Annotated in this window: 20 protein-coding genes; 16 read left to right on the top strand and 4 right to left on the bottom strand. The window is 51.1% G+C overall.

Going from position 1 to position 22,092, the window contains the following annotated elements; genetic code table 11:
* Positions 1-3: 3 nt before the first annotated feature.
* The 3 genes from rbsA to kup all read right to left on the bottom strand — a co-directional run bounded on the left by rbsA (position 4) and on the right by kup (position 3,997).
* Positions 4-1,509: a ribose ABC transporter ATP-binding protein RbsA gene (gene rbsA, locus OGX89_RS14890; RefSeq protein ID WP_003023764.1), complete on the bottom strand. Its 1,506-nt coding sequence runs from the start codon at positions 1,507-1,509 to the stop codon at positions 4-6.
* 7 nt (positions 1,510-1,516) lie between these two features.
* Complete coding sequence (gene rbsD / locus OGX89_RS14885; RefSeq protein WP_003827001.1) at positions 1,517-1,936, bottom strand: D-ribose pyranase; 420 nt, start codon at positions 1,934-1,936, stop codon at positions 1,517-1,519.
* A gap of 192 nt (positions 1,937-2,128) precedes the next feature.
* Positions 2,129-3,997, bottom strand: coding sequence for a low affinity potassium transporter Kup (kup, locus tag OGX89_RS14880; protein WP_003827003.1), 1,869 nt, complete (start codon positions 3,995-3,997; stop codon positions 2,129-2,131).
* A gap of 329 nt (positions 3,998-4,326) precedes the next feature.
* Between kup and ravA the strand changes: the two genes are divergently transcribed.
* Together ravA and viaA are read left to right on the top strand one after the other, a co-directional pair.
* Complete coding sequence (gene ravA, locus OGX89_RS14875) at positions 4,327-5,823, top strand: ATPase RavA (RefSeq protein WP_126956580.1); 1,497 nt, start codon at positions 4,327-4,329, stop codon at positions 5,821-5,823.
* Positions 5,817-7,268 (top strand): ATPase RavA stimulator ViaA, encoded by a 1,452-nt coding sequence (gene viaA / locus OGX89_RS14870; RefSeq protein ID WP_126956578.1) that lies wholly within the window; start codon positions 5,817-5,819, stop codon positions 7,266-7,268. Before ravA ends, viaA begins: the two co-directional genes overlap by 7 nt.
* 3 nt (positions 7,269-7,271) lie before the next feature.
* Here the strand turns inward: viaA and asnA are convergent, their stop codons facing one another.
* The gene (gene asnA / locus OGX89_RS14865; protein ID WP_003827009.1) at positions 7,272-8,264 is read right to left on the bottom strand and encodes an aspartate--ammonia ligase; all 993 of its coding nucleotides are present in this window, start codon (positions 8,262-8,264) and stop codon (positions 7,272-7,274) included.
* A gap of 151 nt (positions 8,265-8,415) precedes the next feature.
* On the opposite strand from asnA, the gene asnC reads away from it, so the two are divergent.
* From asnC to glmU, 14 genes are all read left to right on the top strand, one after another.
* A complete protein-coding gene (asnC, locus tag OGX89_RS14860) occupies positions 8,416-8,874 on the top strand; it encodes a transcriptional regulator AsnC (protein WP_003023780.1) in 459 nt (152 codons plus the stop codon).
* A gap of 88 nt (positions 8,875-8,962) precedes the next feature.
* A complete protein-coding gene (gene mioC, locus OGX89_RS14855; protein ID WP_126956576.1) occupies positions 8,963-9,412 on the top strand; it encodes an FMN-binding protein MioC in 450 nt (149 codons plus the stop codon).
* 372 nt (positions 9,413-9,784) lie between these two features.
* Complete coding sequence (mnmG, locus tag OGX89_RS14850) at positions 9,785-11,674, top strand: tRNA uridine-5-carboxymethylaminomethyl(34) synthesis enzyme MnmG (RefSeq protein WP_003827014.1); 1,890 nt, start codon at positions 9,785-9,787, stop codon at positions 11,672-11,674.
* 102 nt (positions 11,675-11,776) lie between these two features.
* The gene (gene rsmG, locus OGX89_RS14845) at positions 11,777-12,400 is read left to right on the top strand and encodes a 16S rRNA (guanine(527)-N(7))-methyltransferase RsmG (protein ID WP_003827017.1); all 624 of its coding nucleotides are present in this window, start codon (positions 11,777-11,779) and stop codon (positions 12,398-12,400) included.
* A gap of 614 nt (positions 12,401-13,014) precedes the next feature.
* Positions 13,015-13,395: a F0F1 ATP synthase subunit I gene (atpI, locus tag OGX89_RS14840; protein ID WP_003827019.1), complete on the top strand. Its 381-nt coding sequence runs from the start codon at positions 13,015-13,017 to the stop codon at positions 13,393-13,395.
* Between the two features lie 7 nt (positions 13,396-13,402).
* On the top strand, positions 13,403-14,218 hold the full coding sequence (gene atpB, locus OGX89_RS14835; protein ID WP_003023792.1) for a F0F1 ATP synthase subunit A: 816 nt from the start codon (positions 13,403-13,405) through the stop codon (positions 14,216-14,218).
* Positions 14,219-14,264: 46 nt separating this feature from the next.
* Positions 14,265-14,504 carry a F0F1 ATP synthase subunit C gene (gene atpE / locus OGX89_RS14830; RefSeq protein ID WP_003023794.1) on the top strand — a complete coding sequence of 80 codons (240 nt, stop codon included), beginning with the start codon at positions 14,265-14,267 and terminating at the stop codon, positions 14,502-14,504.
* Between the two features lie 59 nt (positions 14,505-14,563).
* Positions 14,564-15,034: a F0F1 ATP synthase subunit B gene (gene atpF, locus OGX89_RS14825; protein ID WP_003827022.1), complete on the top strand. Its 471-nt coding sequence runs from the start codon at positions 14,564-14,566 to the stop codon at positions 15,032-15,034.
* Positions 15,035-15,048: 14 nt separating this feature from the next.
* Positions 15,049-15,582: a F0F1 ATP synthase subunit delta gene (atpH, locus tag OGX89_RS14820; protein ID WP_003827024.1), complete on the top strand. Its 534-nt coding sequence runs from the start codon at positions 15,049-15,051 to the stop codon at positions 15,580-15,582.
* A gap of 12 nt (positions 15,583-15,594) precedes the next feature.
* Positions 15,595-17,136 (top strand): F0F1 ATP synthase subunit alpha, encoded by a 1,542-nt coding sequence (gene atpA / locus OGX89_RS14815; protein ID WP_003827026.1) that lies wholly within the window; start codon positions 15,595-15,597, stop codon positions 17,134-17,136.
* 50 nt (positions 17,137-17,186) lie between these two features.
* Positions 17,187-18,050, top strand: a complete 864-nt coding sequence (gene atpG, locus OGX89_RS14810) for a F0F1 ATP synthase subunit gamma (protein WP_003023804.1) — start codon at positions 17,187-17,189, stop codon at positions 18,048-18,050.
* A 26-nt stretch (positions 18,051-18,076) separates the two neighbouring features.
* Positions 18,077-19,459: a F0F1 ATP synthase subunit beta gene (gene atpD, locus OGX89_RS14805; protein ID WP_045448998.1), complete on the top strand. Its 1,383-nt coding sequence runs from the start codon at positions 18,077-18,079 to the stop codon at positions 19,457-19,459.
* 20 nt (positions 19,460-19,479) lie between these two features.
* Complete coding sequence (locus OGX89_RS14800; protein ID WP_003023809.1) at positions 19,480-19,899, top strand: F0F1 ATP synthase subunit epsilon; 420 nt, start codon at positions 19,480-19,482, stop codon at positions 19,897-19,899.
* 673 nt (positions 19,900-20,572) lie between these two features.
* Positions 20,573-21,943, top strand: a complete 1,371-nt coding sequence (gene glmU, locus OGX89_RS14795) for a bifunctional UDP-N-acetylglucosamine diphosphorylase/glucosamine-1-phosphate N-acetyltransferase GlmU (protein ID WP_003827028.1) — start codon at positions 20,573-20,575, stop codon at positions 21,941-21,943.
* Positions 21,944-22,092: the final 149 nt, after the last annotated feature.

Below are 22,092 nucleotides of genomic sequence, written 5' to 3'. Positions count from 1 at the left end.
TTTTTACTCCTGATTCACGCGATTAAGCTTGCCCACAGCGGCAGCCATTAATACTTCCTGAGTGGCCTGCTCGCGAGTGAACTCACCGCCGAGATGCCCTTCATGCATAACGATAATTCGATCGCTCATGCCCAATACTTCTGGCATCTCAGAGGAGACCAGAATGATGCTCAGCCCGTCAGCCTTAAACTGGTTGATAAGCTGATAGATTTCTTTCTTGGCTCCAACGTCAACGCCGCGCGTTGGTTCATCAAGGATCAGCACTTTTGGCCGCGTCATCAGACCGCGCGCAATCGCCACTTTCTGCTGGTTACCACCGGACAGCAGACCGATAGCCTGTTCCATTGATGGTGTTTTAACATTGAACAGACGAATAAAATCACCCACCGCCTGCTGCTCATCTTTATGTTTAAGGCTTCCACCGGCGCGGCTGAAATAACGCAGCGCGGTCAGTGACATGTTCTCTTTCACCGACATGCCCAGCACTAAACCATCGCGTTTACGGTCTTCAGAAATATAGACGATGCCGTTAGCCAACCCATCCTGCGGCGAACGGGTAACCACTTCATGGCCATCAAGCGTGACGTAACCGCTGGTGCGCGGCAATGCGCCGTACAACACTTTCATCAGTTCGGTTCGTCCGGCCCCCATCAGCCCGGATACGCCAAGGATCTCGCCTTTACGCAGCGTGAACGAAACATCGTTTACGCCAGGGCCACACAGGTTATCGACCTTCAGACGAATATCACCCGGCGCTTTTTCCAGGCGCGGGTACTGATCTTCCAGTTTACGTCCCACCATCATTTCAATCAGCGAGTCTTCAGTCAGCGAGGCGACTTCACGCTCGGCAATAAACTGCCCGTCGCGGAAGACGGTTACGTCGTCGCAAATCTCGAAGATCTCTTTCATACGGTGAGAAATATAGACAATGCCGCGTCCCTGGGATTTCAGTTCGCGGATGACGCGGAACAGGGATTCGGTTTCGGTATCGGTGAGGGCATCCGTCGGTTCATCCATAATGATGACTTTCGATTCAAAGCTCAGCACTTTGGCAATTTCGACCATCTGCTGATCGCCAATCGATAGCTCACCAACCAGTCTGTCGCTTTTAAAGCGCAGATTCAGTTTGGCGAGCAGCAGATCGGCTTCGGCGTACATCTTCTTCCAGTCAATTTTGCCAAAGCGATTCACAAACTCACGGCCAAGAAAAATGTTCTCGGCGATAGTGAGTTGCGGGATCAGGTTCAGCTCCTGGTGGATGATACCGATACCAGCTTCCTGAGAGGATTTAGGGCCGTTAAAGGTGGTCTCTTTCCCCAGCCATAATAAAGAGCCGGCATCACGGGTATAGATCCCGGTCAACACTTTCATCATGGTGGATTTGCCCGCGCCGTTTTCGCCCACCAGCGCCATTACGCGGCCAGGGTAGACATTCAGCGCGGCGCCGGATAGCGCTTTTACGCCCGGGAACGCTTTATCGATCCCTTTAAGTTGCAGTAATGCGTTCATGATGGCCTCAGAACGTGACGCCAGCACAGAGAATAATATTCGCATACGGAGAACATTCTCCGCTGCGAATTACCGCCTGACTGTCTGCGGTTTGTTTTTTGAATTGTTCATGCGTGGTGTAACGAATTTCTATGGTGTTTCCCTGGTGTTGTTGCAGTTGCTCAATGTGGCTGAGCAACGTTTCGTGGAGTTGCGGATTATGTTGTTTAATTTCCGACGCGAGAATGGCTGCCTCGACCTGCATTTCACGTGTGACCACATCCAGTACCTGCATAAAAGAAGGTACGCCCTGGGTTAATGCCATATCAATACGCGTTGTGCTGTTCGGGATGGGTAAACCTGCATCACACACCACCAGCGTATCGGTATGCCCCAGACGGGAGATCACCGTTGAAATTTCAGAGTTGAGTACCGTGCCTTTCTTCATTTTCTTTCCCCACTAGCGAAACGTTTCGCTGGAGATAAGTGTAGTGCGAAGAGTGGACAGAAAACCACCGCGGCGTTACGAAAATGTGATCGCCATCGAAACGTTTCGCAAGGATTATCATTTGATGAAATGAAAACTGAGAGGGGCAAAACAAAACGCCCCCTTTCGCGATGAAAGAGGGCGTCGATGAGATTAAATCTCTACCTGAGTACCAAGCTCAATAACCCGGTTCGGTGGGATTTCAAACTGGTCCGGCGCGCGCAGCGCGTTGCGCTGTAGCAGCAGATACAGCTTGCCGCGCAGACGCAGGTACCATGGCCGCTTGCCAACAATCAACGACTCATGCGACATGAAGAAGGACGTTTCCATCATCCGACAGCTTAAGCCTTCCAGACCGCAGCGATGGAACACTTCCTCCACGTTCGGCGTTTCGCGCCAACCGTAGCTGGCCACCACGCGCCAGAAGGTGGGCGATAACTGCTCAATCTGCACTCTACGCACGTTGTGAACATAGGGCGCATCTTCCGTGCGCAGCGTCAGCAGAATAACGCGCTCATGCAGCACCTTGTTATGCTTGAGGTTATGCAGAAGTGCAAACGGGATGACGTTCAGTGCGCGGGACATATACACCGCCGTTCCCGGCACGCGTACCGGTGGCGATTTCTCCAGGGAAGCAATCATCGCCTCCAGAGAGTTACCGTGCTCATGCATGCGACGCAGCAGACGGAAGCGTTCGCTTTTCCAGGTGGTCATGATGGTGAACATCACCAGACCCAGCGTCAGAGGCAGCCAACCGCCGGAAATAAGCTTATCGAGGTTCGCGGAGAACAGCGGAACATCGACGCACAAGAACGCCACCAGGATCAGGAAGACGAAGTATTTATTCCAGTGCCAGTTTTTGCGCGCCACGGTGGTCGACAGAATTGAAGTCAGTACCATCGTCCCCGTTACCGCAATCCCATACGCCGCAGCAAGATTACTGGAGTGTTCAAAGCTCACTATCACGATAACTACCGCAAAATAGAGCATCCAGTTAACGAAAGGAATGTAAATCTGGCCCGATTCCATTTCCGAGGTATGGATGATACGCATCGGCGATAAATACCCCAGACGTACGGCCTGACGCGTCAGCGAGAAGACGCCGGAGATAACCGCCTGAGAGGCGATGACCGTTGCCAGCGCGGCGAGGATCAACAATGGAATTAATGCCCAGTCCGGCGCCAGCAGGAAAAACGGGTTTTTGATTGCTTCAGGATGCTTTAACAGCAACGCGCCCTGCCCAAAATAGTTCAGCACCAGTGAAGGCAATACCACGGAGAACCATGCCAGACGAATCGGCAATTTACCGAAGTGGCCCATATCCGCATACAGCGCTTCAACACCGGTAATCGACAGCACCACCGCACCCAGCGCGATAAAGGACAGCGTTTTGAATTCGAGGAAGAAATGCACCGCCCAATACGGATTGAGCGCCTGCAGTACTTCCGGATTGCCAATAATACTGCGCACGCCTAATACCGCGAGCGTCAGGAACCATAGCAGCATAATCGGCGCAAACAGCTTACCGACCATACCGGTACCGTGTTTTTGAATCAAAAACAGCAGGGTCAGCACAATTATTGAGAGCGGAACAATCCAGGTATCCAGTTGCGGGGCAACTATCTCCAGACCTTCAATCGCAGACATCACCGAAATGGCTGGCGTAATCACCACTTCACCATAAAAGAAGCTGCCGCCTATCAATCCCATAATGACCAGCATGGAGGTTGTTCGCGCCGAGGTATTGCGCCCGGCCAATGACATCAGCGTCAGGATCCCGCCTTCTCCGGCGTTATCTGCGCGCATGACAAACGTCAGGTATTTAATGGAGACAACAAAGATCAGCAGCCAGAAAATCAGCGAGAGAAAACCAAATACGGCATCACGTTCAACGCCAAAACCAAACTGGCCGGACAAACATTCACGAAGCGTATAAAGTGGGCTGGTACCAATATCACCGTAGACAACCCCAATGGCCGCAAGGGTAATCGCAGACAATGATTGTTTATTATCAGTGCTCATAGACTCGTCTTTCGTTTATACACATCATCTTTCAAGCCACTCCGTGTGGGCTGCATTCGTTATTCCCCCCATCCCAGAAGAAAACTCCATTGCCGCCTTGGTGCAGCTTGATTGATTTGGTGTATATATAAGAAATGTGTGCGTCGTCCCTTGGCCCACAAAAAGGCGCACAGTATGCACGATTAATCACAAAATCGTACCCCTAAATGAGACCAGATTAATCTGGCTCAAAGAAAAATAAGCGCACCTTCAGTCTATTACTGCAATGGTGTGAAGCATCTATACTCGCAGTTTATGCAGTACATTTGGCGAAAGGACGCCACTTCATTATGGCTCACCCACATTTATTAGCGGAAAGAATTTCCCGTCTGAGCAATGCGCTGGAAAAGGGACTTTATGAACGTAGCCACGCCATTCGTCTGTGTCTGCTGGCAGCACTCAGCGGCGAGAGCGTTTTCTTATTAGGCCCCCCGGGGATCGCAAAAAGCTTAATTGCCCGCCGACTGAAGTTTGCCTTCCAAAACGCACGCGCTTTTGAATACCTGATGACGCGCTTCTCTACGCCCGAAGAGGTGTTTGGTCCGCTGTCCATTCAGGCGTTAAAAGACGAAGGTCGCTATGAACGCTTAACGGCGGGCTATCTTCCTGAAGCTGAAATCGTTTTTCTCGATGAAATCTGGAAAGCAGGCCCGGCAATTCTTAACACCCTGTTGACCGCCATTAACGAACGTCATTTCCGTAACGGCGCGTATGAAGAAAAAATTCCGATGCGTCTGCTGGTGGCTGCTTCCAACGAACTGCCTGAAGCCGACAGCAGCCTGGAAGCGCTGTACGACCGTATGCTGATTCGTCTGTGGCTGGATAAAGTTCAGGACAAGGCCAATTTCCGCTCCATGCTGTTAAGTCAGCAGGATGAAAGCGACAATCCGGTCCCGGCATCATTGCAGGTGACGGATGAAGAGTATCATCAGTGGCAAAAAGACATTGGTGCGATCAAGCTTCCCGATCGCGTGTTTGAGCTCATTTTCACGCTACGCCAGCAGTTAGACGTGTTACCGAATGCTCCTTATGTGTCCGATCGTCGCTGGAAAAAAGCGATCCGCTTACTCCAGGCCAGTGCTTTCTTTAGCGGACGCGATGCGGTAGTACCTATCGACCTGATCCTGCTGAAAGATTGCCTGTGGTACGACGCGCAAAGCCTTAATCTGATGCAACAGCAGCTTGAAATATTGATGACCGGACACGCCTGGCAGCAGCAAGCCATGCTGACGCGCCTGGGCAGTATTGTGCAGCGCCGCATTCAACTCCAGCAGCAACAAAGCGACAAAACGGCGTTCACGGTAATCCGTCAGGGCGGCATGTTCAGTCGTCGTCCTCATTATGATTTACCACCAGAAGCGACGTCTTCAGTCGTGACATTACTGCTACAAAAGCCTTTAAAGCTGCATGATATGGAAGTTATCCATATTGCTTTCGAGCGCAGTGCGCTGGAACTGTGGCTAACAAAAGGCGGTGAGATCCGCGGAAAATTAAACGGGATCGGCTTTGCCCAAACACTGAATATGGAAGTCGATAGCGCACAGCACCTGGTTGTGCGCGATGTCAGTTTACAAGGTTCTCTCCTGGCGCTGCCGGGTGCTTCGCAAGAGAGTATGCCCGCAGAGATAAAACAGGAGCTTGAAGCGCTCGATAACGAGTGGCATCAGCAGCACAGCGCATTCAGCGAACAGCAAAAATGCCTGTTTATTCATAGCGACTGGTTAGGCCGCATTGAGGCCAGCCTGCAGGATGTCGGGGCGCAAATCCGCCAGGCGCAACAATGCTGACCCTTGATACACTCAACATCATGCTGGCAGTCAGCGAAGAGGCGATGATCGAAGAGATGATCGTCGCCCTGCTGGCTTCCCCAAAGATGGTGGTATTTTTTAAAAAATTTCCTCGCCTTAAAAAAGCGATCACTGACGATATTCCCCGCTGGCGCGAATCTTTGCGTAGCCGCTTCAAAGATACCAATGTGCCGCCAGAGCTGATGGAAGAGGTCATATGCTATCAACAAAGCCAGCTCCTCTCTCATGCGCAGTTTATCGTTCAGCTACCGCAAATATTATCGCTATTGCACCGCCTCCATTCGCCGTGGGCCGGGCAAGCGCAGCAACTGGTCAATGACAACAGCACCTTTACGCCCGCCCTACATACGCTTTTTCTCCAGCGCTGGCGCCTGAGCCTGGTGGTGCAAACAACAACGCTGAATCAGCAACTGCTGGAAGAAGAGCGCGAGCATTTGCTCAGTGAAGTACAAGAACGGATGACCCTCAGCGGGCAACTGGAACCTGTACTGGCAGAAAATGACAACGCAGCAGGCCGATTGTGGGATATGAGCGCGGGCCAAATCAAGCGCGGTGATTATCAGTTGATGGTGAAATACGGCGAATTTCTGACGCAACAACCCGAACTCCAGCGCCTGGCCGAACAGTTAGGTCGTTCCAGAGAGGCGAAATCCGTGCCGCGTAAAGATGCGCCAATGGAAACCTTCCGTACGCTGGTGCGCGAACCTGCAACCGTCCCGGAGCAGGTGGATGGCATCCAGCAAAGTGACGATATCCTGCGCCTGCTACCGCCAGAGCTGGCCACGCTGGGCATTACCGAACTGGAATACGAGTTCTACCGACGGCTGGTGGAAAAGCAACTGCTCACCTACCGCCTGCACGGCGAAGCATGGCGTGAGAAAGTAACGGAACGTCCGGTGGTGCATCAGGATTTTGACGAGCAGCCGCGCGGGCCTTTTATCGTCTGCGTTGATACCTCGGGATCGATGGGGGGATTTAATGAGCAGTGTGCGAAAGCCTTTTGCCTGGCGCTAATGCGCGTTGCCCTTGCCGATAACCGGCGCTGTTTCATTATGCTGTTTTCAACAGAAGTGGTGCGCTATGAGCTTTCCGGTCCGGAGGGCATCGAGCAGGCGATCCGCTTTTTAAGTCAGCGCTTTCGTGGCGGCACTGATATTGCCAGCTGTTTTCGCGCCATTATTGAACGCATGCAGGGTCGGGAATGGTTTGATGCCGATGCGGTGGTTATCTCAGATTTTATCGCTCAGCGATTGCCCGATGAAGTAGTCAGCAAAGTGGGAGAATTACAGCGGGTGCACCAGCACCGTTTTCATGCGGTAGCGATGTCAGCACATGGCAAACCCGGCATCATGCGCATTTTCGATCATATCTGGCGCTTTGATACCGGGATGCGAAGCCGCCTGCTCAGACGCTGGCGGCGTTAATTGTTACAGCAGAGAAGCGACGCTTTCACGAACCTGGGCCGGCCATACGCCACACTGAACCTGACCAATGTGCGGTAATTGCAGCAACAGCATGGTCAGACGCGACTGCCCAATGCCGCCACCAATTGTCTGCGGCATTTCACCGCGCAGCAGCGCCTGGTGCCACTCCAGACTCAGGCGATCTTCATCACCGGTCAGAGACAGCTGGTGTTTCAGGGCGTCAGCATCCACACGAATCCCCATAGAAGACAGCTCAAACGCATCTTCCAGAACCGGGTTCCAGACCAGAATATCACCGTTCAGACCGGCATGACCCAGCTCGGACGCTGAACTCCAGTCATCATAATCCGGCGCACGTACGTCATGACGGTGACCGTCGCTGAGCTTGCCGCCGATCCCCACCAGGAATACCGCACCCAGCTCTTTAGCGATCGCACGTTCACGACCTTTTGCATCAAGATCCGGATAACGAGATAACAGCTCCTGGCTATGAACAAAGTGGATCTGCTCTGGCAGGAACGGTGCCAGACCAAACTCTTTGCTAACCGCAGCTTCGGTGGCCTTAATTCCCGCCCAGATAGCCTCTACCGTGCTTTTCAGAGTGGAGAATTGACGCTCACCGTCGCCCATCACGCGCTCCCAGTCCCACTGGTCAACGTACACTGAGTGCAGCGGGGAGAGGCGATCTTCATCGGGACGCAGGGCTTTCATGTGCGTGTACAGCCCCTCGCCTGCGCTAAAGTCGTGTTGTCCTAACGTTTGACGCTTCCACTTCGCCAGTGAATGAACCACTTCGAATTGAGCGTCTGGCAATGCTTTAACCTTCACCTGCACCGCTTTTTCACAGCCCGACAAGTTATCCTGCGTGCCATCTCCAACGCGGCTGAGGATCGGCGCCTGAACTTCGATCAGGCCTAAACGCTCTTCCAGCTGGCGAGAAAAATGAGATTTTACGAAGCTAATTTGACGTTGTTTGGCAATGTAAGCGGTTTTCATTATGTGTACTCCTGTGTCCTGTTGCCTATGATTAAGCAACAGAATGGAGGTAATATTCAATAATCAACAAACAAAAAGCCAACTTCGATTTTGATTCGTTAAAAATTACGTCTAAAATAGAGGGAATCATTAATCTACATAAGAAAAACCTATGGAAAATTATCAGATCGACAATCTGGACCGCGGCATTCTTGACGCCTTAATGGAAAATGCTCGTACCGCCTACGCAGAATTAGCCAAACAGTTCGGCGTCAGCCCAGGAACAATTCACGTTCGCGTAGAAAAGATGAAGCAGGCGGGGATTATTACCGGCGCGCGGATTGATGTCAGTCCCAAACAATTGGGTTATGACGTCGGCTGTTTTATCGGCATCATCCTGAAAAGTGCGAAAGACTATCCGTCAGCGCTGGCCAGACTGGAAAGCCTCGATGAAGTGACCGAAGCGTATTACACCACCGGACACTACAGCATCTTTATTAAGGTGATGTGCAAGTCGATCGACGCATTGCAGCAGGTACTTATCAACAAGATCCAAACAATTGACGAAATTCAGTCCACTGAAACCCTGATCGTCCTGCAAAACCCGATCATGCGTACCATCAAGCCATGATCGGTTTTTTTAATCCCCTATTTTTCCACAGGTAGATCCCAGCTCGCTCACAGCGTACAATACGCCCTCTTTATAAAGGTGGGCGATCATGGCAGACATCACTCTTATCAGCGGTAGTACGCTTGGCAGTGCGGAATATGTAGCAGAGCATCTGGCTGAAAAGCTGGACGACGCCGGTTTTTCCAGCGAAATACTGCATGGGCCAATGCTTGAAGAGGTTCCGACTGACGGGATCTGGCTGATTATCAGCTCCACGCACGGTGCGGGAGATATTCCTGACAACCTACAGCCTTTATATGATGCGTTACGCGAGCAAAAGCCGGACCTGTCACAAGTGCGCTATGGTGCAATCGGGATCGGCAGTCGTGAATATGACACCTTTTGCGGCGCAATCGACAAGCTGGAAGCCGAATTGAAGGCCTGTGGGGCAAAACAGATCGGCGAAACACTCAGGATCAACGTACTGGAACATGAAATTCCGGAAGATCCGGCTGAAATTTGGCTGGGATCGTGGCATCCGTTGCTCAGAGATTTGTAAAGATCGTACTTTTTTATGTGGATAACTCTGGTTAAAAGCTTGGATCAACCGGTAGTTATCCCAAGAACAACCGTTGTTCAGTTTTTGAGTTGTGTATAACCCTTCATTCTGATCCCAGCTTATACGGACCAGGATCACCGATCATTCACAGCTAATGATCCTCAGCAACCTGTTGATCTTACTTAAAGGATCGTCCTTATCCACAGAAAGGTACGATCCTAATAAGAGATCACAATAAAACAGATCTCTAAATAAAAAGATCTTCTTTTTAATACCCAGGATCCCAGGTCTTTCTCCATCGACTAAAGTTGAGTAGAATCCACGGCCCGGGCTTCAATCCATTTTCACACCGCGTTATGCGAGGCAATTACCATGTTTTATCAGGATCCTTTTGACGTCATCATCATTGGCGGGGGTCATGCAGGCACCGAGGCCGCAATGGCCGCGGCGCGAATGGGTCAACAGACTCTGCTTTTGACACACAATATCGACACTCTGGGGCAGATGAGCTGCAACCCGGCGATCGGCGGTATTGGGAAGGGACACCTGGTAAAAGAAGTGGATGCGCTTGGTGGGTTGATGGCAAAAGCGATCGACCACGCAGGTATCCAGTTTAGGATACTAAACGCAAGCAAAGGGCCAGCCGTTCGCGCTACCCGAGCTCAGGCCGATCGTGTGCTCTATCGCCAGGCGGTACGCACTGCGCTGGAGAATCAACCCAACCTGATGATCTTCCAGCAGGCGGTTGAAGATCTGATTGTCGAAAACGATCGCGTTGTGGGTGCAGTAACCCAAATGGGACTGAAGTTCCGTGCCAAAGCGGTCGTATTAACCGTGGGGACTTTCCTCGACGGCAAAATTCATATTGGTCTGGATAACTACAGCGGTGGCCGCGCTGGCGATCCGCCGTCCATCCCGCTGTCACGCCGTCTGCGTGAACTGCCGCTGCGCGTCAGCCGCCTGAAAACCGGTACACCGCCGCGTATCGATGCGCGCACGATTGATTTCAGCGTGCTCGGCCAGCAAAACAGCGATAACCCGATGCCGGTCTTCTCATTCCTGGGCGATGCTTCTCAACATCCGCGCCAGATGCCGTGTTACATCACGCATACCAATGAGAAAACCCATGACGTGATCCGCAATAACCTCGATCGTAGCCCAATGTACGCTGGCGTGATCGAAGGTATCGGCCCACGCTACTGCCCGTCGATCGAAGATAAAGTGATGCGCTTTGCCGATCGTAACCAGCATCAGATCTTCCTCGAACCGGAAGGGCTGACCTCTAACGAAATTTACCCGAATGGCATCTCCACCAGCCTGCCGTTCGATGTGCAGATGCAAATTGTCCGCTCCATGCAGGGGATGGAAAATGCCAGAATCGTCCGCCCTGGCTACGCGATTGAGTATGATTTCTTCGATCCGCGTGATCTAAAACCTACTCTGGAAAGCAAATTCATCCAGGGTCTGTTCTTTGCGGGCCAGATTAACGGTACAACTGGTTATGAAGAAGCCGCCGCACAAGGCATGCTGGCTGGTCTGAACGCCGCGCGTTTGTCTGCTGAAAAAGAGGGGTGGGCACCGCGTCGCGATCAGGCTTATCTTGGCGTGCTGGTGGACGACCTGTGTACGCTGGGTACCAAAGAACCGTACCGTATGTTCACATCTCGCGCTGAATACCGTTTGATGCTGCGTGAAGATAACGCCGACCTGCGTCTGACCGAAATTGGTCGTGAACTGGGTCTGGTGGACGATGAGCGCTGGGCTCGCTTCAACGAGAAACTGGAGCGTATCGAACAGGAACGCCAACGTCTTAAATCAACCTGGGTGAATCCGTTAGCGGAGTCCGCAGCAGAAGTGAATGCTCACCTGGCTACACCTCTGTCACGTGAAGCGAGCGGTGAAGATCTGCTGCGTCGCCCGGATATGACCTATGCTCAGTTGACCTCTTTATCTGCGTTCGCACCCGCGCTTGATGATGCTCAGGCCGCAGAACAGGTTGAGATTCAGGTGAAATACGAAGGGTATATTGCCCGTCAGCTGGAAGAAATTGAAAGACAACAACGCAATGAAAACACCCTGTTGCCTGCAACGCTGGATTATCGCCAGGTTTCTGGCTTGTCGAATGAAGTTATCGCTAAGCTGAACGATCACAAACCCGTCTCGATCGGTCAGGCATCGCGTATTTCCGGCATAACGCCTGCCGCCATCTCCATTCTGCTGGTATGGCTGAAAAAACAAGGTATGCTGCGCCGCAGCGCTTGATAACACTATTTTGGCGGGAGCGCTTCGCTTGCCCGCCGTACGAATTTGTAGGCCCGATAAGCGAAAGCGCATCGGGCATTTGATTATTAACAGGTAACGACCGTGCTCAACAAACTCTCTCGTCTGCTGGCTGATGCCGGTATTTCTCTTACCGATCACCAGAAAAATCAGCTGATTGCGTATGTCGATATGCTGCACAAATGGAACAAAGCGTACAACCTGACGTCGGTGCGGGATCCCAACGAAATGCTGGTACGCCATATTCTGGACAGCATTGTCGTTGCACCGTATCTGAAGGGTGAGCGTTTTATCGATGTAGGTACGGGACCGGGCCTGCCGGGAATTCCGCTTTCTATCGTGCGCCCAGAAGCGCATTTCACACTGCTCGATAGCCTGGGAAAACGTGTTCGTTTCTTGCGTCAGGTGCAGCATGAGCTTGCGCTTACTAACATCACTCCAGTGCAAAGCCGTGTTGAAGAATTTCCTTCAGAACCGCCGTTTGATGGGGTGATTAGCCGTGCTTTCGCTTCACTCAATGATATGGTTAGCTGGTGTCACCATTTGCCGGGCCAGAATGGGCGTTTTTATGCGCTAAAAGGGCAGTTGCCTGCAGATGAAATTGATTCGCTGCCAGCAGAATTCAGCGTTGAGTCCGTCGAAAAATTACGCGTTCCGCAGTTGGATGGTGAACGTCATTTGGTGGTTATTAAGCCAAACAAAATTTAATTTTTATCAAAAAAAATAGAGAAAAAACGGCTTTTCAGGTGTTAAAAGTCATAGGTAATAGTGTGGTTAAATGTCGTTACATTTCACTAGTGCCTTACGGTTTTGCATCATAACTATAACGTACCGTTTTTTGTTAAAAGCGAAACAAGTCAGCTGTGAAAATATCAGTCTGCTAAAAATAGAACGTAAGAATCACCGTTCGTGTTAATTTTTTATTATAAATGTCAATGAGCGGTTTTTTTGTTGTTAGGCGTTGTTTTTGAAATAGTGGCTATTTTTACGCTTAAATATCAAAAAGATGAAAAGGCATCAATTGCCACGTAAATAAATTATGCGAAGGTGAATATGTTCAATATGTGATCTGGTGCACGCTTTGACGCCAGTGTTTTCGCGGTATTTGCAGTTTTGCATGATCGTTCACAGTTTGCCTAAAAGTAATAAATGTGGGGCAGCGAAAAATATTTAAACATTTATTCACTTTTTAGCTACTTATTGTTTGAAATCACGAAGGCGCACCGTATAATTTGTCCGCTTTTTGATGCTTGACTCTAAGCCATAAAGAACGTTTTATACGACACGCGGCATACCTCGAAGGGAGCAGGAGTAAAAACGTGATGTCTATGTCGCTCTTGAGTCGAAACGTTGCTCGTAAGCTTTTGCTCACACAGCTTCTGGTTGTAATAGCAAGTGGATTGCTGTTTAGCCTCAAAGACCCTTTCTGGGGCATCTCCGCGTTGTGTGGAGGATTGGCAGTGTTACTGCCTAATGTGTTGTTTATGATATTTGCCTGGCGTCACCAGGTACATACACCAGCGAAGGGCCGAGTAGCCTGGTCGTTCGCTTTCGGCGAAGCCTTCAAGGTATTAGCGATGCTGGTGTTGTTGGTGGTGGCGTTGGCTGTTTTGAAAGCGGTATTCATGCCGCTGATCGTTACGTGGGTTTTGGTGCTGGTGGTTCAGATACTGGCGCCGGCTGTAATTAACAACAAAGGGTAAAGGCATCATGGCTTCAGAAAATATGACGCCGCAGGATTACATAGGACACCATCTGAATAACCTTCAGTTGGACCTACGTACATTCTCGCTGGTGGATCCGCACAACCCCCCAGCCACCTTCTGGACGCTCAATATTGACTCCATTTTCTTCTCGGTGGTTCTGGGTCTGTTGTTCCTGCTTATGTTCCGTAGCGTAGCCAAAAAGGCGACCAGCGGCGTACCAGGTAAATTTCAGACCGCGATTGAGCTGGTAATCGGCTTTGTGCATGGTAGCGTGAAAGACATGTACCATGGCAAAAGCAAGCTGATTGCTCCGCTGGCCCTGACGATTTTCGTCTGGGTATTCCTGATGAACTTGATGGATTTGCTGCCTATCGACCTGCTGCCGTACATCGGTGAGCATATCTTTGGCCTACCGGCTCTGCGTGTGGTTCCGTCTGCTGACGTGAACATCACTCTGTCGATGGCGCTGGGCGTATTTATCCTCATTCTGTTCTACAGCATCAAAATGAAAGGCATCGGTGGCTTCGCGAAAGAGTTGACGCTGCAGCCGTTCAATCACTGGGCGTTCATCCCTGTCAACTTAATCCTTGAAGGGGTAAGCCTGCTGTCCAAACCAATCTCTCTTGGTCTGCGACTGTTCGGCAACATGTATGCCGGTGAGCTGATTTTCATTCTGATTGCTGGTCTGTTGCCGTGGTGGTCACAGTGGATCCTGAATGTGCCTTGGGCCATTTTCCACATACTGATTATCACGCTGCAAGCCTTCATATTTATGGTTCTGACGATTGTCTATCTGTCGATGGCATCTGAAGAGCATTAATTTACCAACACTACTACGTTTTAACTGAAACAAACTGGAGACTGTCATGGAAAACCTGAATATGGATCTGCTGTACATTGCTGCCGCTGTGATGATGGGTCTGGCGGCAATCGGTGCTGCGATCGGTATCGGCATCCTCGGGGGTAAATTCCTGGAAGGCGCAGCGCGTCAACCGGATCTGATTCCTCTGCTGCGTACTCAGTTCTTTATCGTTATGGGTCTGGTGGATGCAATCCCAATGATCGCTGTAGGTCTGGGTCTGTACGTGATGTTTGCTGTCGCGTAGTAAGCGTTGCTTGAATTAAGAGCAATATCAGAACGTTAACTAGATAGAGGCATTGTGCTGTGAATCTTAACGCAACAATCCTCGGCCAGGCCATCGCGTTTGTCCTGTTCGTTCTGTTCTGCATGAAGTACGTATGGCCGCCTTTAATGGCTGCCATCGAAAAACGTCAAAAAGAAATTGCTGACGGCCTTGCTTCTGCAGAACGAGCACATAAGGATCTTGACCTTGCAAAGGCCAGCGCGACCGACCAGCTGAAAAAAGCGAAGGCGGAAGCTCAGGTAATCATCGAGCAGGCGAACAAACGCCGTGCTCAGATCCTGGACGAAGCTAAAACTGAAGCAGAGCAGGAACGTACTAAAATCGTGGCACAGGCGCAGGCGGAAATTGACGCCGAGCGTAAACGTGCTCGCGAAGAGCTGCGTAAGCAAGTTGCTATCCTGGCTGTTGCTGGCGCCGAGAAGATCATCGAACGTTCCGTGGATGAAGCTGCTAATAGCGACATCGTGGACAAACTTGTCGCTGAACTGTAAGGAGGGAGGGGCTGATGTCTGAATTTATTACGGTAGCTCGCCCCTACGCCAAAGCAGCTTTTGACTTTGCCGTTGAGCACCAAAGCATTGACCGTTGGCAGGATATGTTGACGTTCGCCGCTGAGGTGACAAAAAACGAACAAATGGCAGAGCTTCTCTCTGGCGCGCTGGCGCCGGAAACGCTCGCTGAGTCGTTTATCGCCGTGTGCGGTGAGCAGCTGGACGAAAGCGGCCAAAACCTGATTAGGGTTATGGCTGAAAATAACCGTCTGAATGCGCTCCCGGATGTTCTTGAGCAGTTTATTCACCTGCGTGCAGCCAGTGAGGCTATCTCTGAGGTAGAAGTCACTTCTGCCAATGCACTGAGTGATGAACAGCTTACGAAGATTAGTGCTGCGATGGAAAAACGTCTGTCACGCAAAGTTAAGCTGAATTGCAAAATCGATAAGTCTGTAATGGCTGGCGTAATCATCCGAGCGGGTGATATGGTCATTGATGGCAGCGTACGCGGCCGTCTTGAGCGCCTTGCAGACGTCTTGCAGTCTTAAGGGGACTGGAGCATGCAACTGAATTCCACCGAAATCAGCGAACTGATCAAGCAGCGCATTGCTCAGTTCAGTGTTGTGAGCGAAGCTCATAACGAAGGTACTATTGTTTCTGTAAGTGACGGTGTTATCCGCATTCACGGCCTGGCCGATTGTATGCAGGGTGAGATGATTTCCCTGCCGGGTAACCGTTACGCTATCGCACTGAACCTGGAGCGCGACTCCGTAGGTGCAGTTGTGATGGGTCCATACGCCGACCTCGCCGAAGGCATGAAGGTTAAGTGTACGGGTCGTATTCTGGAAGTTCCGGTTGGCCGTGGCCTGCTGGGTCGTGTGGTGAACACTCTGGGTTCCCCGATTGACGGTAAAGGTCCGGTTGATAACGATGGCTTCTCGCCAATCGAAGTTATCGCACCAGGCGTAATCGAACGTCAGTCCGTCGACCAGCCAGTCCAGACCGGTTATAAATCTGTTGATGCCATGATCCCAATCGGTCGTGGCCAGCGTGAGCTGATCATCGGTGACCGTCAGACAGGTAAAACTGCGATGGCAATCGATGCCATCATCAACCAGCGTGATTCCGGCATCAAATGTGTGTACGTGGCTATCGGCCAGAAAGCGTCCACCATTTCCAACGTGGTTCGTAAACTGGAAGAACACGGCGCACTGTCCAACACCATCGTTGTTGTGGCGACCGCGTCTGAATCTGCTGCACTGCAATACCTGGCACCATATGCCGGTTGCGCAATGGGCGAATACTTCCGTGACCGCGGTGAAGATGCACTGATCGTTTACGATGACCTGTCTAAACAGGCCGTTGCGTACCGTCAGGTTTCCCTGCTGCTGCGTCGTCCACCAGGACGCGAAGCATTCCCGGGCGACGTATTTTACCTCCACTCCCGTCTGCTGGAACGCGCATCCCGCGTAAACGCGGAATACGTTGAGAAGTTCACCAATGGTGAAGTTAAAGGTAAAACCGGCTCCCTGACCGCTCTGCCGATTATCGAAACCCAGGCGGGTGACGTTTCTGCGTTCGTTCCGACCAACGTAATTTCCATTACCGATGGTCAGATCTTCCTGGAAACCAACCTGTTTAACTCCGGTATTCGTCCGGCAGTTAACCCGGGTATCTCCGTATCTCGTGTTGGTGGTGCAGCGCAGACCAAGATCATCAAGAAACTGTCCGGTGGTATTCGTACCGCTCTGGCACAGTATCGTGAACTGGCAGCGTTTTCTCAGTTCGCTTCCGACCTGGATGAAGCTACTCGTAAGCAGCTGAGCCATGGTCAGAAAGTAACTGAACTGCTGAAGCAGAAACAGTATGCGCCAATGTCTGTTGCACAGCAGGGTGTGGTGCTGTTTGCGGCTGAACGCGGTTACCTCGAAGATGTGGAACTGGCGAAAATCGGTAGCTTCGAAGCCGCTCTGCTGGCTTACGTTGACCGTGACCACGCTCCGCTGATGCAAGAGATCAACCAGTCCGGTGGCTATAACGATGAAATCGAAGGCAAGCTGAAAGCTATCCTCGATTCCTTCAAGGCAACCCAGTCCTGGTAACGTCTGGCGGTCTGCTTTAGGGCGGACCGCAAGGCATTGAGGAGAAGCTCATGGCCGGCGCAAAAGAGATACGTAGTAAGATCGCAAGCGTCCAGAACACGCAGAAGATCACTAAAGCGATGGAGATGGTCGCCGCTTCCAAAATGCGTAAATCGCAGGATCGCATGGCGGCCAGCCGTCCTTATGCAGAGACCATGCGCAAAGTGATTGGTCACCTTGCGAATGGTAATCTGGAATATAAGCACCCTTACCTGGAAGAACGCGACGTTAAACGCGTGGGCTACCTGGTGGTGTCGACCGACCGTGGTCTGTGCGGTGGCTTGAACATTAACCTGTTCAAAAAGCTGCTGGCGGATATGAAAACATGGTCCGATAAAGGCGTTCAGTGCGATATCGCAATGATCGGCTCTAAGGGCGTGTCTTTCTTTAACTCCGTTGGTGGTAACGTGATCGCTCAGGTAACCGGTATGGGGGATAACCCTTCCCTGTCCGAACTGATCGGTCCGGTTAAAGTGATGCTGCAAGCCTACGATGAAGGTCGTCTGGACAGACTGTACGTTGTCAGCAACAAATTTATTAACACCATGTCTCAGACGCCAACCATCACCCAACTGCTGCCTCTGCCGGCATCAGATGATGATGAATTGAAGCGTAAATCCTGGGATTACCTGTATGAACCAGACCCGAAAGCGCTGCTGGATACCCTGCTGCGTCGTTATGTCGAGTCTCAGGTTTATCAGGGCGTGGTAGAAAACCTGGCCAGCGAGCAGGCCGCACGTATGGTGGCGATGAAAGCCGCGACCGACAATGGCGGCAGCCTGATTAAAGAGCTGCAGTTGGTATACAACAAAGCTCGTCAGGCCAGCATTACTCAGGAACTCACCGAAATCGTCGGTGGTGCATCCGCGGTATAACCAGGTTAATTCGTAGAGGATTCAAGATGGCTACTGGAAAAATTGTCCAGGTAATCGGCGCCGTGGTTGACGTCGAATTCCCTCAGGATGCCGTACCGCGCGTGTACGATGCTCTTGAGGTTATGAATGGTAATGAGAGCCTGGTGCTGGAAGTTCAGCAGCAGCTCGGCGGCGGTATCGTACGTACCATCGCCATGGGTTCTTCCGACGGTCTGCGTCGTGGTCTGGAAGTTAAAGACCTCGAACACCCGATCGAAGTCCCGGTAGGTAAAGCAACCCTGGGTCGTATCATGAACGTCCTGGGTCACCCGATCGACATGAAAGGCGATATCGGTGAAGAAGAGCGTTGGGCTATCCACCGCGCAGCACCTTCCTACGAAGAGCTGTCCAGCTCTCAGGAACTGCTGGAAACCGGCATCAAAGTTATCGACCTGATGTGTCCGTTCGCTAAGGGCGGTAAAGTCGGTCTGTTCGGTGGTGCGGGTGTAGGTAAAACCGTAAACATGATGGAGCTGATCCGTAACATCGCGATCGAACACTCCGGTTACTCCGTGTTTGCGGGCGTAGGTGAACGTACTCGTGAGGGTAACGACTTCTACCACGAAATGACCGACTCCAACGTACTGGACAAAGTATCCCTGGTATATGGCCAGATGAACGAGCCGCCGGGAAACCGTCTGCGCGTTGCACTGACCGGTCTGACCATGGCTGAGAAGTTCCGTGACGAAGGTCGTGACGTTCTGCTGTTCGTTGATAACATCTACCGTTACACCCTGGCCGGTACAGAAGTATCTGCACTGCTGGGTCGTATGCCATCAGCGGTAGGCTACCAGCCGACCCTGGCGGAAGAGATGGGTGTTCTTCAGGAACGTATCACCTCTACCAAAACCGGTTCTATCACCTCCGTTCAGGCGGTATACGTACCTGCGGATGACTTGACTGACCCGTCCCCAGCAACCACCTTTGCTCACTTGGATGCAACCGTGGTACTGAGCCGTCAGATCGCTTCTCTGGGTATCTACCCGGCAGTTGACCCGCTGGACTCCACCAGCCGTCAGTTGGATCCGCTGGTTGTTGGTCAGGAACACTACGACACCGCGCGTGGCGTACAGTCCCTGCTGCAGCGTTATCAGGAACTGAAAGACATCATCGCCATCCTGGGTATGGATGAACTGTCTGAAGAAGATAAACTGGTGGTAGCACGTGCGCGTAAGATCCAGCGCTTCCTGTCCCAGCCGTTCTTCGTTGCGGAAGTATTCACCGGTTCTCCGGGTAAATACGTTTCCCTGAAAGACACCATCCGTGGCTTTAAAGGCATCATGGAAGGCGAATACGACCACTTGCCAGAGCAGGCGTTCTACATGGTTGGTTCTATCGACGAAGCCGTGGAAAAAGCCAAAAAACTTTAACGCCTTAATCGGAGGGTGATATGGCAATGACTTACCACCTGGACGTCGTCAGCGCAGAGCAACAAATGTTCTCTGGTCTGGTCGAGAAAATCCAGGTAACGGGTAGTGAAGGTGAACTGGGTATTTTCCCGGGTCACGCACCGCTGCTCACCGCCATTAAGCCTGGTATGATCCGCATCGTTAAACAGTTCGGTCATGAAGAGTTTATCTATCTGTCCGGCGGCATTCTCGAAGTGCAGCCTGGCAGTGTGACCGTACTGGCTGATACCGCGATTCGCGGACAGGATCTCGATGAAGCGAGAGCCCTGGAAGCGAAGCGTAAGGCTGAAGAGCATATTAAGAGCTCTCATGGTGACGTGGATTACGCTCAGGCATCTGCGGAACTGGCCAAAGCGATCGCGAAACTGCGCGTTATCGAGTTGACCAAAAAAGCGATGTAACACCGGCTTGAAAAGCACAAAGGCCAGTCTGGTTTCCAGGCTGGCTTTTTTTATGGATTTGTTTCAGTAAAAGTGGAACTAAAAAGCTGTTTTATTATTTTGTGATTTACATCACAAAAAATGTTGATCGGTTAAAAAATGAGGCGTAGACTCTTTTTATGTGATGTGCGTCACAAAATTAATTCAGATAAAAACAGGATACCAACATGAAATTGTTTAACAAAATCATCGCCCTTTTCAGCAGCATGGGCGTTTAGTCGTTCCCTACCTGTTCTGTGGCGCGATGCTTAATACGGTTATCAGCTAGCGCCATCGTTATTAAATCCCCCCTCCTTCGCTGTATCATTCGTTTTCTATCATTCCTCCCCTCAATTTTCCCAATCCATTTTTCTGCTTCTCACTGAATCACATAAATAAAATCGTTCTATGCTGATGTAATGCTTTATTCATGCGGTAAAAAAATAGCAAAAACATTAACCTAAGGCTTTAATAAGAGCAGACTCCTGGTTTTTGGGAGACAAAAGACGCAGATATAGACGAAAATAGTGAGTTATCAGATGGGGAATCCCCCCTGTTGAACGTTTTATCCTCGGTCCATTTCACGCTGAAAAAAATGTAGTATTTTCAATGTGAAACGGTATAAATTCGTTCTCAAATTACAGTCAGGACGTGTATGTTGAATAATGCTATGAGCGTTGTGATCCTTGCCGCAGGCAAAGGCACGCGTATGTATTCCGATCTTCCTAAAGTGCTGCACACCCTCGCAGGAAAGCCGATGGTTCAGCATGTCATTGATGCAGCTAATGAATTAGGTGCGACTCATGTACATCTTGTCTACGGACACGGTGGCGATCTGCTTAAGCAAACGCTGAAAGATGGCAATCTGAATTGGGTTCTGCAGGCTGAGCAGTTGGGTACCGGCCATGCAATGCAGCAGGCGGCGCCATTCTTTAGTGATGACGAAGACATTTTAATGCTCTATGGCGATGTGCCGCTGATCTCTACCGATACCTTACGTCGCCTGCGTGAAGCCAAACCGCAGGGTGGTATCGGTTTGTTAACGGTAAAACTGGACGACCCTTCCGGCTATGGGCGTATTACGCGCGAAAACGGTAACGTCACAGGGATCGTCGAGCACAAAGATGCAACTGACGAGCAGCGTCAAATCCAGGAAATCAACACAGGCATTCTGATTGCCAACGGCGCTGACATGAAGCGTTGGCTGTCTAAACTGACAAACAACAACGTGCAGGGTGAATACTACATCACCGATATCATCGCGATGGCGTATCAGGAAGGACGTGAAATTGCTGCGGTACATCCGGCGCGAATCAGTGAAACGGAAGGGGTAAATAACCGCCTTCAGTTATCCCGTCTGGAACGTGTGTATCAGTCCGAGCAGGCAGAAAAACTGCTGCTGGCGGGCGTGATGCTGCGCGATCCTGCACGTTTTGATCTTCGCGGTACGCTGATTCACGGGCGCGATGTTGAAATTGATACTAACGTTATCATTGAAGGTAACGTAACCGTTGGGGATCGCGTCAAGATTGGCGCTGGCTGCATCATCAAAAACAGCGTGATTGGTGAGGGTTGTGAGCTTAGCCCGTACAGTGTGGTTGAAGATGCCCATCTGGAAGCCGCTTGCACCATCGGTCCATTCGCGCGTCTGCGCCCGGGTGCTGAGCTGCAGGAAGGCGCACACGTGGGTAACTTCGTCGAAATGAAAAAAGCGCGTCTGGGTAAAGGCTCTAAAGCTGGTCATTTGACCTATCTGGGCGATGCGGAAATTGGCGATAACGTGAATATCGGCGCGGGTACGATCACCTGCAACTACGATGGTGCCAATAAGTTTAAAACCATTATTGGTGATGATGTGTTTGTGGGTTCTGATACTCAGCTGGTGGCACCTGTCACCGTGGGTAAAGGTGCGACGATTGCCGCCGGAACCACCGTAACGCGTAATGTCGCCGATAACGAACTGGTATTAAGCCGTGTACCTCAGGTTCATAAACAGGGCTGGCAGCGTCCGGTGAAGAAGAAGTAATTTATTTTTGCCGGATGGCGGCTTTGCCTTATCCGGCCTACGTGCGGTGACGTTCTGTAGGCCTGATAAGCGTGAGCGCCATCAGGCAGACAAGAGATGAGGGGATAATATAATCCTCCGCTCAACAAGCAGTACCTATAAAAATAACC

The organism is Citrobacter sp. Cpo103 (assembly GCF_030332605.1).
GTDB classification, from domain to species: Bacteria; Pseudomonadota; Gammaproteobacteria; order Enterobacterales; family Enterobacteriaceae; genus Citrobacter; species Citrobacter portucalensis.
Note: the sequence above shows the minus strand (reverse complement) of the source record. Positions and strands in the feature narration are given on the sequence as shown.